At 56.9% G+C, this 14435-nt stretch carries 11 protein-coding genes; 9 read left to right on the forward strand and 2 right to left on the reverse strand.

The window, feature by feature from the left end; translation table 11 throughout:
• Positions 1 to 185: 185 nt before the first annotated feature.
• Complete coding sequence (locus R5H30_RS08015) at positions 186 to 1379, reverse strand: DUF932 domain-containing protein (RefSeq protein WP_318327644.1); 1194 nt, start codon at positions 1377 to 1379, stop codon at positions 186 to 188.
• A 799-nt stretch (positions 1380 to 2178) separates the two neighbouring features.
• On the opposite strand from R5H30_RS08015, the gene R5H30_RS08020 reads away from it, so the two are divergent.
• From R5H30_RS08020 to R5H30_RS08060, 9 genes are all read left to right on the forward strand, one after another.
• Positions 2179 to 2796, forward strand: a complete 618-nt coding sequence (locus tag R5H30_RS08020) for a type IV toxin-antitoxin system AbiEi family antitoxin domain-containing protein (RefSeq protein WP_318327645.1) — start codon at positions 2179 to 2181, stop codon at positions 2794 to 2796.
• 75 nt (positions 2797 to 2871) lie between these two features.
• Positions 2872 to 4695: an ATP-dependent nuclease gene (locus R5H30_RS08025; RefSeq protein ID WP_318327646.1), complete on the forward strand. Its 1824-nt coding sequence runs from the start codon at positions 2872 to 2874 to the stop codon at positions 4693 to 4695.
• Positions 4692 to 6431, forward strand: a complete 1740-nt coding sequence (locus R5H30_RS08030) for a UvrD-helicase domain-containing protein (protein ID WP_318327648.1) — start codon at positions 4692 to 4694, stop codon at positions 6429 to 6431. The genes R5H30_RS08025 and R5H30_RS08030 overlap by 4 nt, the downstream gene beginning before the upstream one ends.
• Before the next feature lie 316 nt (positions 6432 to 6747).
• Positions 6748 to 7206, forward strand: coding sequence for a helix-turn-helix domain-containing protein (locus tag R5H30_RS08035; protein WP_318327649.1), 459 nt, complete (start codon positions 6748 to 6750; stop codon positions 7204 to 7206).
• 3 nt (positions 7207 to 7209) lie between these two features.
• Positions 7210 to 7779 carry a VapC50 family PIN domain-containing toxin gene (locus tag R5H30_RS08040; protein ID WP_318327650.1) on the forward strand — a complete coding sequence of 190 codons (570 nt, stop codon included), beginning with the start codon at positions 7210 to 7212 and terminating at the stop codon, positions 7777 to 7779.
• A gap of 126 nt (positions 7780 to 7905) precedes the next feature.
• Complete coding sequence (locus tag R5H30_RS08045; protein WP_318327651.1) at positions 7906 to 9240, forward strand: ImmA/IrrE family metallo-endopeptidase; 1335 nt, start codon at positions 7906 to 7908, stop codon at positions 9238 to 9240.
• Positions 9241 to 10872: an adenylosuccinate synthetase gene (locus R5H30_RS08050; RefSeq protein ID WP_318327652.1), complete on the forward strand. Its 1632-nt coding sequence runs from the start codon at positions 9241 to 9243 to the stop codon at positions 10870 to 10872.
• Positions 10869 to 11537: a DUF7002 family protein gene (locus R5H30_RS08055; RefSeq protein ID WP_318327653.1), complete on the forward strand. Its 669-nt coding sequence runs from the start codon at positions 10869 to 10871 to the stop codon at positions 11535 to 11537. The genes R5H30_RS08050 and R5H30_RS08055 overlap by 4 nt, the downstream gene beginning before the upstream one ends.
• Before the next feature lie 38 nt (positions 11538 to 11575).
• On the forward strand, positions 11576 to 12700 hold the full coding sequence (locus tag R5H30_RS08060; protein ID WP_318327654.1) for a M48 family metalloprotease: 1125 nt from the start codon (positions 11576 to 11578) through the stop codon (positions 12698 to 12700).
• A gap of 215 nt (positions 12701 to 12915) precedes the next feature.
• On the opposite strand, the gene R5H30_RS08065 is transcribed toward R5H30_RS08060, so the two are convergent.
• Positions 12916 to 14238, reverse strand: coding sequence for a tyrosine-type recombinase/integrase (locus R5H30_RS08065; RefSeq protein WP_318327656.1), 1323 nt, complete (start codon positions 14236 to 14238; stop codon positions 12916 to 12918).
• Positions 14239 to 14435 lie beyond the last annotated feature (197 nt).

Genomic DNA, 14435 nt, shown 5'->3' on the forward strand with positions numbered 1-14435 from the left:
TTTGTAGTCAGCACAAAGAGTTGCCCGGCATCACGCGCGGACAAGCCCAGGGTTCAGACGTTCCAATCGAGTGGAACTAGCGGTTTCCCGCAATCGTAGACATCAAATCTCCATCGGTGAGCAGACGCGCTCTCCGTGTGATCCGAATACTGTCGATTGCGGGAAACGGCAAGTCCGGGGGCTGCTTACGCAGCAAGCTCCAGCAGCTTCTTGGCACGGGTCTCCATGGTGAGCCGCGCATCCTGCTGCGGCTTGGACCGGGCGAACGCGGTGATGCCCTGCACGAAGTCGAAGACGCTCTCGGGCGGGCGGCCTTCTTCGGCCAGAACCGTCTCGACGATCTTGCCGGTCTCCGCCTTCGAGAAACTGTGCTTGCGCAGAAAATCGGCGCGGTCGTCATCACTGCGCGCGACGATCCGTTCGCGTGCGGAGCGGATGCCCTGGATGAAGGGCTGCGGCGAGGAGTCGGCGAAGTTGGCCAGCGCCGGTGCCGCCTCGTGGGCGAAGCGGTTGGCCGCGTATTTGGAATGCCGGATCGTGATCTCCTGGAAGTCCTCGACGCCCCACAGATTACGATTCTGACAGACGGCGCGGAGATAGAAACTCGCGATGCCGAGCGTTTTGGCGCCGACCTCCGAGTTCCAACAGTAGAACCCCCGGAAGAAAAGGTCTGGCGATCCGTCAGGCAGCGTGCCCGCCTCGATCGGGTTCCTGTCGTCGACCAGGAAGAGGAAGACGTCGCGGTCGGACGCGTAGAGCGTGGTCGTGTCCTTGGTGACATCGACCATCGGGTTGTAGATGCCCGTCGACCAGTCGAGCACACCAGGCACCTTCCAGCGCGTGTCGCCGACGCCATCACCCGCGATGCGTTGGACGGCGGAGACGAGTTCATGGTCGTAGATGCGGCCGTAATCCGGGCCGGTCACGGCGCGCAGTTCGGTCCGGCCGTTGGCGACCTCCATTGTCTTCACCTGCTCGGCGCGGTGGTTGGTGAGACCGTATTGCAAATTGATACCCGCTAGCGGCGCCGGGAGCTGGCGCAGATAGGCGGCAGGCGCGCCGACGAGGCTCGCGAGCTGGCCGAAGCTCCAATGGGTCGGGGCGACTGGCGCCTCGGCATCCGGCAGGATGAGCGCCAGCCTCTCGGGATCGTCGCGATGGGCTTCGACGCGGATCGCTGCGCTCTCGACTGTCCGCGTCTTGCTCCGCTGCGCGCGGCCCTTCACCGAGGCGTAGAGGTCCGAGAGGGAGAGATACCTCTCGTCGTCGGGCCGGGAAAACCATTCGGACGACACGCGCCCGTCATGCCCGCCGCGGGACACATCCACCTTGTAGCCGCCGCTCTCGGGGCGGCCGTTCATGATCTCGATTGCAGTCATGGCTGATCTCCAGATCGGGCGGTCCGAGAGCCTCTCTCTCGACCTCCAAACCCGTCACGGCGACAGCCGCGGGCCTCTCACTCTAAAGGGGTGCGTTGCGAGGTCTCCCCGCAGAAGGGGTCGGGCGAGACTACAGGCTCGACCGCAGGGGAAGGCTTTCCCCTCATGGATTCTTTTGAATGATTGGGAAGGTCTCGCGCTTTGTGGGCGATGTTCTCTTGGTTATCTGAACCCGAGTCGCTATTTTCATTCACAGAACTAGGAGCTTGGCCCGCAAGGGACTGGCTTTGATGGGAGCACTTGCAGCTGTTGCGTGCGCCACGACCTTTCCGGGTCTCGCGGACCTTGTTTTCGCAATCGGATTGGAGGTGCTTATGAGCGTAGCTTTGAAGTGCGTGCGTGAGCGAGTGACTCTGCGGGTCCCCTAATGGGGTCGTGAGCGCATGTATGCAGCTGAGGTTTCCTGGCACGGCCAGTTTGGATCAAGAGCGTCACAGGGGGGCTTATCACCCCCCGCCCGCACCGTTGCTTTGTTGGAGGATGTCTTGCCGATACCGAAGTATGCTGAGGGCATTCCGCGTCCCAGGTTGGTCCAAATTCTTTGCAAGGGCCGCTGCGGTCGGACACGTTATGCAGAAGTTTCCAAGGTGCCTTGGTCCCGAGATGCTCCATTTTCCAGCCAACGACGTGATCTCCTTTGCAGTTCAGCGGCATGTGCGTCGGAACCGGCTTTACCCGATATCGACGCAATGATACAAAACCTCAGAACTTAGGTCTAGAACTTGGTGGTTTAATATCAATGCTGAAGGGCAAGACACAACGCGATAGCGCACTTGAGATGCTTCGGGATCGGGGGATCGTGCGGCTGTCCGAATTCAAAGCGGCCGGCATCACGGCGGCGACCATCAGCAGAATGCGCCAGGATGGGAACGTGATCCGCCTTGGACGTGGTCTCTACCAACTGCCAGACGCGCCCCTAGACTCGAACCATAGACTTGCGGAAGCGGCGAAGCGGGTCCCGAAGGGAGTTGTCTGCCTTACTTCGGCGCTGGCATTTCACGAGCTGACAGATCAACTGCCCCGATCGGTCTGGCTCGCCATCGGGAAAAATGACTGGTCACCAACAACGGATGAGACAAGCCTGCGGATAGTTCGGTTTACAGACAAGCTCCTGAAGGAAGATGTCGAGATGACATCAATCGAAGGGGTGCCAGTGAAAGTCTTCGGCGTCGCGAAGACAATTGCGGACTGCTTCCGGCATCGACGCTCCGTCGGTCAGTCGATCGCGCTCGAAGGGCTTCAAGAGGCGCTCCGACAGCGCAAAGCCACACCGGCAGAAATCGCGGAGTCGGCGGCCCATGGCGGCGTTGCGACAGTTGTTCGCCCGTATCTCGAAGCGCTGACAGCGAATGGCTAAAATCATCACATTCGTCGACACCTCGGCGGGCGCGAGATTGCTCAACGTCACCGTGGACTGCAAGGGAGCAGGATTGTGAGAATTCGACGCCTAACGATGTCTCATTTCCGGAGTGTCGCAGAGGGTGAGATCATCTTCCCAGACCACACAGTCATCATCGGCGGTAACAGCGTTGGCAAATCGACGATGTGTGAAGCGCTGGACCTACTGTTGGGGCCGGATAGACTCGCAAGGTCGTCGCCGGTCGATGAACATGATTTTCATGAACGCCGATATTTGGACGATGATGGGAATCCGATTCCAATCCAACTAGAGGTCGTTCTCACAGGGCTGACAGACGATGTGTCGACGCAGTTTCGCGCCCATCGAGAATACTGGAACACGACCGAAAATGTGCTGCTCGATGAGACAGCTTCCCCCGAAGATCTGGAGGCAGACGATGTTGTGCCGGCACTTCGGATCAGGTTCGAGGGGCTCTACGATATCGAAGAAGATGAGTTCGGCGCGGAGACATATTTTGCCAGTCCGCCTGCGGATGATGGCGAGCGGAGGGCGCGTGTCTCGCGATCGGCAAAAAGACAGTTCGGCTTCATTTATCTCAGAGCGCTAAGGACGGGATCACGTGCGCTCAGCCTTGAGCGTGGCTCTTTGCTCGACATCATTCTCAAACTCAAAGATGATGATCGCTCGGCCATGTGGGAGCAGACGCTCCAGTCGATGGAGGACCTTGATCCCGCGATCGACGCAATTCCGCAGCTGAGATCGGTACTCGATGAAATCGATGCCCGTGTGCGAAGATTTGTCGGGTTGTCCGACGACGACAGGACATTTCGGCTCTATCCGTCGTCATTGACGAGAGAGAGCTTGCGCCGCTCAATTACGCTGTTTGGCTCGTCAGAGCGATCAAATACGCCGGTGCCATATTGGCGGCTGGGCTCTGGCGTCATCAACTCGATGGTGTTCTCTCTGCTCACCTTCATTGCTGAGCTGAAAAGCAACGTCATTTTCGCAATGGAAGAGCCGGAGATTGCGATCCCGCCGCATACTCAGCGCCGGATCGTCCAGTTCCTTCACAAGCATATGGATCAGTCGATCCTGACCACGCATTCTCCGTTTGTCCTTGAGCAATACGCGCCAGAGAATGTCGTGCTCTTGGAGCGGAAAGATGCAGGTGCGGTGTCAGGACGAACCGTCGAGGTAATGGGTCTTAAGGCGAAAGCATACAAAGGAAACCTCCGGCGTGTCCTCGCCGAGGCGATGCTTGGCAATGGTGTTCTTTGCGTTGAAGGCGTTTCTGATGCGGAAGCTTTGTATTCGGCCTCTGCCGTGCTTGAAGGGCAAAGCGAGGAAGGAACCTACACGCCGCTGGATCTGTCAGGCGTAACGATCGTGCAATGTGACGGTGACGGCGGCCTCCTGCGCTACGGAGAATTCTTTTCTGGCCTCGGCCTCAAAACTTATGCGTTCTACGACCGCCAGAAGAACGATGCCGTGAGTGACGATATCGAGGCGCTCTTTGATGCGGCTTGGGAACTGGAGCAGACGGGTATTGAGTATCTTCTTGCAGAAGAGATCTCGATCGGCGTTGTTCGCGATTTTCTCGAGGAGGCAGAAGCCTGGGATGATTATCCGCACAACGCCCAGAAGCCGAAACTTTTCGGATACGATGAAGAGGCGGATGACGATGATGTTCGCAAGCTATGCAAGCGCGTCCTAAAGGCCCGTAAGGGGTCGGGCTATGCCCAGCACTTGGTTGAGATGTGCGACGAAGATGATCTTCCGAGCATCGTTGTCGAAGCTCTTGGCGCGATCAGTGATGCGTTGCCGAACCGTCTCGTCGGCGACGATGATGATGAAGACGGCAACATTGGCCATGAGGCGGTTGCCGAAGATCCATGACGAACCCGGAAGAGGCATTCGACATCTGTGCAAAGCGTCGGGCCATTCTGGAAGGTCCCGGGCACATGCTTGTTTTGGGCGGTCCTGGATCGGGTAAGACGACGATTGCCCTCTTGAAGGCGCGAAGGTCAGTTCTGGAACGGCTGCAACCCGAGCAGTCAGTGCTGTTTCTTAGCTTCTCAAATGCTGCGATCCGGCGAATTCTTGAAAGCGCTGGCAAGGTCCTGACACCCGCGGTCGCGCGCCAAATCGACATCAAGACTTACCATTCTTTCGCATGGGACATTCTGAAGTCGCACGGATACCTTCTGGCAAAAAAGCGTCGGCTTGAAATCATCGCAGCCCAAGATGCGGCGATCATTCAAGCTGGAATGACTGATGATGCGTGGTCGGAAGAAGAAACGCGCCTGTTCGAACAGGAAGGGCGAGCTACCTACGATCAATTCGCGCCGCGTGCTGCAGAACTGCTCGAACGATCTTCTGTCGCGAGACGATGTTTCAGCGCCGCGCACCCACTCATCCTTGTCGATGAGTTTCAGGACACTGATGAAGATCAGTGGCGTCTTGTTAAGGCGCTATCTGAGGACTCAGATGTCATCGCGTTGGGTGACACCGAGCAGCGAATTTACGCATGGCGCAAAGGTGTGAGCGCCACCCGATTGAACGACTTCGCAGCCGGGCTTAAGGCGGAGACCTACGACTTTCAGAATGAGAACAATCGAAGTCCGGCGACCGGTATTGCTGGATATGCCCGTAGCTTGTTGTCGCCCGATACGGAGCTTGAACTGCCCGATGACATAGTTTTCAAGCGGTTTCGCCTGGGACAATTCAATGTTGGTGTGCGTGTTGCCCTGATCAAAACATGGAACGAGACGGTCAAGCGAGCCGGGCATCGAGATTTGAATATCGCCGTAGCGGCTCGGAGTCGGACAATGGTTCGACTGATTTCGGACGTTCTGTCTCAGCGCATCACGTTGGGCGCCAAGGAGCACAAACCAGTTCGACACGATGTTATGTTCGATCAGTTACAGATCACACTCGCGGCAAGAGTGGTCGCCCATTTGCTGGCATCTCAGAACGATGCACGGAATGAACGATTAGCGGGCTGTCTCGAACGGGTTGGGGACGTTTTCCGGTCATCGGGTAAAGTGACTGCAATCAAAACATCGGATCGGCTTGGCGTTTGGGCCGGAAAGTGTCGCGATGGGAGTCCACCCGGAACGAAGTGTGTGAAGGCCTTGATCGGCGTCCTGGACGGTTTGGATGCGTCGGGGTTTTCTGGTTCACCGACGGAGGACTGGCTCATCGCTCGCAGGGCTCTCGAACAAGCCGATGCGGACGAACTGAAACGTACTGGCGGTCATGCACGTTATCTACGCCTGTTGAGGCGTGGGTCCGCTATCGAGGAGCAACTGGCCGCACTTTGGCGCGAACAAGGCACCTATCAAGGTGCTGAGGCGGCGCTTGATGAGGCTATTCTTCAGGAGCAGCTGACCGACAGCCACCGCGAGGCGTCGAGCATTAGCGTGATGACCATGCATCAGCTCAAAGGGCACGAATATGATGCAGTCTTGCTGGTTGAGGATCAGCATCGGACTTTCAGGGGACGTGACCAGGAAGCGCCTTACATGGAGACCCGCAGGTTGCTGCAGGTGTCGCTCACGAGGGCACGTCATTTCGCGTACATCTTATCGGGAACGAAGAATGCAACTCTCGACGTGATCTTTGGAGACTGATCATCAGACTTTTTATCGTACCATTTCGTCGATCCCCATTCGCGTCTTTGACTGAGTGTCAGAGCGGTGATGCCTGCGCTCGCTGAGCCAAGATGTGCTGCTCTCGGGCAAGCCTTGGATTTGCAACCGCTGCAGGTGATCGCAGTCGCGGTCGACTTCCGTGACGGGCAAGCCGCGGACCTTTCTCGCGCGACGAATCCTCTGAAGATACTGGGTTCTCGTTCCTTCTCGCGAAGGAGGAATCACTTTCGTTTGTGTTGTTTGTTGCGTTTGTGTCGTTTAAGAGCTATATGGCGTTGGTGAAAGGAGATCAGCCATGAACCTCGCGGTCTTGAAGGAAGCCGAACTGGTCATGCCGACCGATAAGGAATCGGCACTTGCGGCGGAGACGGGTCGTCAAATTGCGTCCATCATCAACGGCGCAGAGACCGTGCGTGCGCATTTTGGCTCAAAGGGGGCCGCAACCGTCGACTTGCCGGTTGCAGCAGTGCGGCTGCTCCTCGACATCCTTGAGCAGATGGCGCGCGGCAACGCAGTAACGCTTATGCCCGTTCATGCGGAGTTGACGACGCAGCAAGCGGCCGATTTGCTCAATGTTTCGCGGACCCATCTCGTGCAGCTTCTCGATGAAGAAAAGATCCCACACCGGAAGGTTGGCACGCACCGACGGGTCCGGGCGGAAGATGTTCTTACCTTCCGCCGCGAGACAGAACGGGCACGTCGCAAGGCGCTCGACGAGTTGACCGATCTCGATGAAGAGCTTGGCCTCCAATAGCGCATGGACCGGTTCACTGCGTTACTGGACGCCAACGTCATCTATCCGGCCGGCCTGCGCGATTTGCTCTTACGCCTCGCCGATCGCAATCTCTACCGCGTTCGCTGGAGTGAAAATATCCACGACGAGTGGATGAGAAACGTGCTGAAGGACCGGCCTGATCTAACCGTCGATCAACTTCAGCGAACCAGGGAGACCATGGATCGGCATTTTCCCGATGCGGTAGTTGTGGGATTCGAGCCGCTGATTGATGGCTTGACGCTTCCTGATGCCGATGATCGGCACGTTCTTGCAGCAGCGATTAGGGGCCGAGCTGATGTCATCGTCACACAGAATTTGAAGGACTTCCCGCAGGAAGAGCTCGACCCCTATGAGATTGAAGCTCAGCATCCAGATGATTTCGCTTTCAGCTTGTTCGATCTTTACCCGGGCGCTGTTCTCGGAGCGGTTCGAGACCACAGGGCTGCACTAAAGCGGCAACCGCGAAGCTCGGAGGAGCATATCGAAGCTTATGAAGGAATGGGCATGACCAAATTCGCTTCCGCAATCCAGGATTATTCGGATGTCTTGTAGGAATATTGGTTTTGCGAGGGCTGGTTTTCGCCTGTCGAAGATCGACATGCTTTGCTTGCGTTTTGCGTTTGCCGCTTCGCAAAGAAGAAACACTTCTCATGACTCTAGCTCCGACATTTCGACACGATGACGAACGCTCCATCAATCAATTGGACCAATGCCTCGGTAAGGGCTTTTGCGAAGAACGCAGACCCATTGACCGCAATAGAAGAGGCAGCACGCGCTCTTGTTTTGAAAGCCCGTGAGAAAGGTTGGGAAGGGCCACCTTACAATCCTCTGCACATCGCTGAGATGCTGGAGGTACAGATCGAGGCGAATTCGAGCGTTGCCGACGCTCGACTGGTTGCAACCGAAAGCGGTCCAAAGGTCGAGTTCAATCCCCAGCAGCCGCGGGAGCGGGTGCGGTTTTCAATTGCGCATGAGATCGCCCACCTTCTCTTCCCTGACTGGTCGGAGCAGATCCGCAACCGAGGTGGCGATAAGACTCCGGACGATTGGCAGTTGGAAATGCTGTGCAATTTGGCCGCTTCGGAATTCGTGCTTCCAATCGGAAGTCTGTCGGCTGCAACAGACATTCCTCCAATAGAGGACTTGATGCGTCAGCGTCGAGACTATGACGTCTCGGCTGAAGCCTTTCTCATCCGATTGGCCAAGATATCCAGCCAGCCCATCGGGATCTTTGTTTCGTCGCCCACGGTCTCGGAGTCTGGGACGCGCCATTACAAGATCGACTACTTCATCGGCTCGCCAACGGCGCCGAAGATGCGTTTGTCCGGGATGGCCATTCCTAACGAGAGCATTGTGCATCGCTGTACAGCGATAGGTCATACAGACCGTTCAGTTGAAAGCTGGGTGACGGATAAGCCGACCCAGATCGAGTGTGTGGGTCTGACGGCCTATCCGGGGAGCCTTTACCCCCGAGTGGCTGGTCTGGTCAGGTTTGATCAAGCCCAAGAAAACCATCGTCCGATACGCTTGCTCCACGGGGATGTCCTTGCGCCTCGCAACGGCGGCAAAAAAATCATCTGTCAGCTGGTTAACGACAAGGCGATCAAATGGGGCGGAGGAGTCGCGCGCAAGATCGCGAAACGCTTTCCTGATGCGGAAAAGGCCTTTTCGGAGAAAATCATGCAAATCCCCCAAAGCGATCGTTTGGGCCGCGTGATTTTTTCGGAGGCCAGCGATGATCTGATCATCGCAAGTCTGATCGGACAGGAAGGTTTCGGTCCCTCACTTTTTCCCCGCATTAGGTATGCAGAACTACAAACTTGCCTTGAACAAGTTGCCGATCATGCCTCATCCATTGGGGCGAGTATTCACATGCCAAAGATCGGTACAGGATCTGCGGGAGGTGATTGGTCAACGATAGAAGAGATGCTTGATGATGTGATGGTGCGTGCCGGCTTGTTTGTCACTGTCTACGATATCCCGCCGAAGCGGGCGCAGCTCGAGTTGTTCTAATTGGCGGGCGCGAGCGCAAATCTTCGTGTCGTTCTGCTTTCCGGACCCATTTGCTCCGGCAAGTCGGCTCTGGTGCGGCTGCTCAAGGAAAGACATGGCGCGAAGATCATCAAGACACGCGAACTTATTCTAAAGAAGGCGCCCAAGACCAAGTCGGAACGTAAAGCGTTGCAGCTGGCGGGACAAAGGCTCGACAAGAAGGACGGCGGCGCATGGGTCGGCGAAGCACTGCAGCGTTCGATCGACACGTATGCGACGGGGCAAACCCCGAAAGGCCTCTACGTCGTCGATTCTGTCCGTATCCCAGGCCAGATTGAGGCGATCCGGCGGGCGTACGGTGCAGAGGTCCATCACATCCATCTGACCGCCACGGATGAAGAACTGCGAAAACGCTACGAAGGGCGCAGCAGAGAGGACGACGAAGCGGTCGCATACGATGACCTGAAGCGCAACCGTACCGAGCGGGAGATAGAGAAGCTCGCGGACATCGCCGATATTGTTGTCTCGACCGACCGTTGCAACGAGGAAGCAGTTCTCGTTCGGGCTACCGCTCTCCTCAATCTTTACCCCCGTTCGAACGACGCCGTGGTCGATGTCCTCATCGGCGGCCAGTATGGAAGTGAAGGCAAGGGGAACATCGTTGGTCATATCGCGCCGGAGTATGACCTACTGGTGCGTGTTGGCGGACCAAACGCGGGCCACCAAGTTTATGCAGAGCCCAAGCCGGAGAAATACTACCACCTTCCTTCGGGCACCCAGCGCGCCCCGAATGCGAAGTTACTCCTTGGTCCAGGTGCGGTGATCTATCCCAAGAAGCTGCTCGAAGAGATCGCCGAGCACAAGATTGATGCTGCCAGACTCACCATCGACCCTCGCGCGATGATCATCACCGATGAGGATCGCAAAGAAGAAGAAATGCGGTTCGGTAGCATCAGCTCGACGGCGCAAGGCGTTGGCGTTGCTTCTGCTCGCAAAATGACTGGTCGGTCGGATTATAAAGACGAGAAGGCAGCGTTCCTTGCCCGCGACTGCGAGGTCCTTCAACCTTATCTGGGGAGCGCTCGTCAGATCTTGGCAGACGCGATGGTGGCGGGTCAGCGCATCCTCTTGGAGGGCACCCAGGGCACTGGACTAAGCCTTCACCATGGCGACTATCCCCATGTCACGACTAGAGATACAACCGTGTCGGGTTGTCTCGCCGATGCTGGCATCGCGCCTTCAAACGTCCGCAAGGTCATCATGGTTTGCCGTACTTATCCGATCCGGGTCGGCGGACCCTCCGGTCCGATGGCGCACGAGGTCGATATGGCGGAAATCCATCGACGCAGTGGTATTCCGCTGGAGGAGCTAGAGAGGACCGAGCGAACGACCACCACCGACAGGCCGCGACGGATCGCGGAGTTCGACTGGCTGCAGTTTCGCGACTCCGTTCAGCTCAATGGGCCAACGGATATCGCCCTAACATTTGTCGATTACTTCGACGTAAATAACCGAAAGGCATTTCGCTTTGAGCAGCTTTCTGACGACACAATCAGTTTCGTCGAAGAGATCGAGAGAATATCGGGTCGGCCGGTTTCGCTGCTGTCGACAGATTTCAACTGGCGCAACGTCATTGATCGGAGAGCGTGGTGAACGAAGCGGAACTTGAAGAATTGATCGCGAACTGCCCGACGCTTTATCACATGGCAGAACGAGGCTCATGGGGGTCGATCAAGCAATTTGGTCTGCTGAGTACGAGCGCGCTTTTGGACCACTACTCGGTCGAACCTCCAAAACGGACGGAGATCGAAAGCCAGCATCGTCCCAAGAGCGTCGAAGTGACGGGCAATGGTCTTCCCCGAGCCGTTGTGCGGGACCAAATTCCGATGAGCGATGCGGGGCTCAGGCGGGCGTTGCCAAACCGCCTTTCCCCAGCAGATTGGTATGAATTGTTGAACGCCAAAGCCTTCTTTTGGCTTTCCGAGGACCGCCTCCACAAGCTGACAAATGCGAAGGCTTACCGGGACCAGGAGCACGATGTTCTTGAAGTTGATACACGATCGCTGATCGAGGCGCATAAGGATGCTATTTGGCTTTGTCCTATCAACAGCGGTTGTACCAAGCCCATGCCGCATCCACGCGATGAAACGATATTCGCGCGCATTTCAGATTATCCCTATGCTCACTGGCGGGAACGCAGAGGTCGCAAAGAGCGCGTGGTGGAATTGGCCGTGGATCACTCGGTTGAAGACATCCGCGACCACGTAAAGCGCGTGGTTGTCAAGCGAGGCACCGAAGTCGTCAGTGTGCTCGAGTGAAGCCAGGAAACGACGCGGCTCGTGATCTATGGGCGCAGATGTTCGAACGGGCGGCTGGGGACGCAAATGCGACGATGCACGAGCCCGACGAAGAAGGTAAAGCCGCACAGCGAGAATTGACCAATCAAGCTTTGAGGGAGGCCGGCTGGTCGGAGACGCAAATCGAACGGCGCAATGATGCCGAACGTCTTCACGGGGAGTTGGAGACTCCCAACAGCCCCGGAGTTGGGCCTGGCCTAGAATACAGATTGAAGCACCTGTCGGACCGCGTTCGAAGGGCGATTTCTGAGACAGGAGACATATCTCACGAAAAGGTTGAGATTGCGATTGATCCGGTGGCAGGTGTTTCCGCGTCACTCACCAATGTGATCATGACGGACGAGGGCATTCTCTCGGTCAGTTCGTTCCTCTTCAGATGGTGCGGACTTGTAGCAAGGGCCTACACTCGAACACTTTGCGCCGACATGGCACATTGGATCTCTCCAGGTTCGAGCCCGAAAGACGATCGCGAGCTGCTACTGAAGAACCCAACCCTTGTTCTCTACTGGTTCCGGATCTTCGTGTCCTTCTCAGGGACTGGTACGCACGTTCTCGTACCCTTTCGCCCGTCATCACCGACGGAGTTTCACTTATTTGAGCAGGTCGCTTGGGCAATAGAGTATTTCACCGTTGCTCACGAGTTTGGTCACCATGTCTTGAGCCATCGCAGTGTCGATGAAGACCCCAAGATGCAGGAGTTCCAGGCTGATACATTTGCCGTAAAGGTCTGCGAGCGGCTTGAGTTCGAGCCGTTTCCGCTCCTTTCAAACCCATACACCAGAACCGGAGCAGGTGCGTCTCTGATGTTGCTTGCACTTGAGATCCTGCGGGCGTTTGAAAGTCAGGACGGAAATGGTTTAACCGTCGCGGAGACCCACCCAACCGCAAAGGAACGTATCGCCAAGATATCCGCGCGCAATCTTATCCAACCGAAACAGTTGGCGATGGATCAAGAATTCAACGGTACCGTTTCGCGGATCATGAGTGCGGTTGCCTGCATCATGCACGAAGCGCGAGAAACAGGTGGAAATGCACTGGTCTCGAACATCAAGCAACAACTGCATGATACAGAGATGGAGATGAGAAACTCGGAGAGCTCACAGCCCGACGAAAACTCCGCTTGAGAGGCGCAATCTTCGTTGTGTTGAAGCGATGGCGATGACTTGAATGCGCCATGGCAATGGTCTTTTAAGCGAACTCATTGCCAAATAGTCTACTCGGCGCATGGTCGCTAAAGGCGCCAAACTAAGCACTGACTGTCAGATATGACGCCTATCGGTAGTTTAGCCATCAAATATGACGGTTAGTGAGCTATCAATGTTGGCATCGAGAACGCTTATTAGGTGCATGGACGCGCCTCGATGAGCATGTCGTTGATTGCGGTCCGCCGTGTCTGCCGGTCGAGCGTGTAGGTGTTCCGCCTGAACTCGATTCCTTCGAGGAGGGCCTTCACGTACCCCGACACGGTGTCGGCGGCCATGATCAAGGTCGAGTCCAGTGTGTGGACGTACTTGCTCGTGACCGAGCCTTTGGCGTGCCCGATGAGCGCGGCAATGGTGATTTCGGTGAAGCCAAGATCGTTGGCGATGCTGGCGAAGCTGTGGCGCAGTACATGGGGCGTCACATCCCAAAGCGGAGTGTCCGAAAACAGCTTCTTCCAGCTTTGGGGAAAGTTTCCGACGGCGTTGTCTGCGCCCTGGCCGGGAAAGACGAACGTCCCATCCCGTTTAAGGCGGGAGGCTTCGAGATAATCGATCACCGGAAGACCGACAGGGCGGACAGATGCGCCTTCCTTGCTGTCCTTCAATCGAAGGCAGCTGCCCTCGATATCGACTTCACTCCAGCGAAGACCGATGATCTCGCCACGCCGGCAACCGGTCAGGGCGATGAGGCGGAGGATCTCTGCGTGGATGCCATAGTGACTGTCGTTCTGGACGTCCTTTAGGATGCCGCCCAGCGTCCGATACTCGGCTTCGCTCAGACGCCTGTCGCGCACCTTGTATCTCGGCTTCTTGAGGCCGTGCGTCGGGTTCTGATCGATGATCCCCGCCTCGATCGCGTAGGTGAAGATGCCGCCAAGGAGGCCCATGGTGCGGATAGCGGTTCCGCGCCCGCCGCGTACGATCGCTTTACCGCGCAACTTCTCTGTCTTCATCACCACGCGCGTCTTCCCGGCGATGATGTCTTTCATCAGGTTGTTCATGTCCGGTTTGGTGATGTCCTTGATCCTCCGCGTACCGAGCAAAGGGATGATGTGCCGGCGGATACGGCCGACATCGGTCGCGACTGTGGTGGCCTTCTTGGGACGACCGCCTTTGCCAAGAACAAGACCGGCCTCCATGTCGGCGATATACTGCTCGCACAGTTCCCGAACCGTGACCGCTCGACGCTCTTCCTCCCGCTCGGCTGCGGGATCATCGCCCTGGGCGACGTCACCCAAACGAACCTTCGCCTCGCGGCGGGCAGTTTCCGGGGTCCACACTCCGTGCAATCCGATCGCATAGCGGCGCGACCGTCCGCGTGCGCGATACTGAATGACGTAGCTGCGCTTGCCGGACGGAAAGACCCGCAACCCAAAGCCCGGAAGTTCATCGTCCCAAATGATGTAGTCCTTGGTCTGCGGCTCGGCGCCGTCTACGGTTCGCTTCGTGATCTTCGCCATCGTCTCGGTCCCTGTCGGACCCGGATTTCGCGTAAGCACCACGTAAGCACTTGGGAGCAAATTCCGGGGTTGTCGCGGGATAGAGTTTTCGGAGCGTCGATTCATAAAGTCTATGTGAAACAGTGCTTTATCGTGCTCTGGCGTGCTCTGTCGCGCAATTCGGAAAGGCCATTAGGCCAGCTCCGAAGGCAGAGGCC

The sequence above is a fragment of the Roseobacter sp. FCG-D35 genome (assembly GCF_033436665.1).
In the GTDB taxonomy this organism is placed as follows: Bacteria; Pseudomonadota; Alphaproteobacteria; order Rhodobacterales; family Rhodobacteraceae; genus JAWQFO01.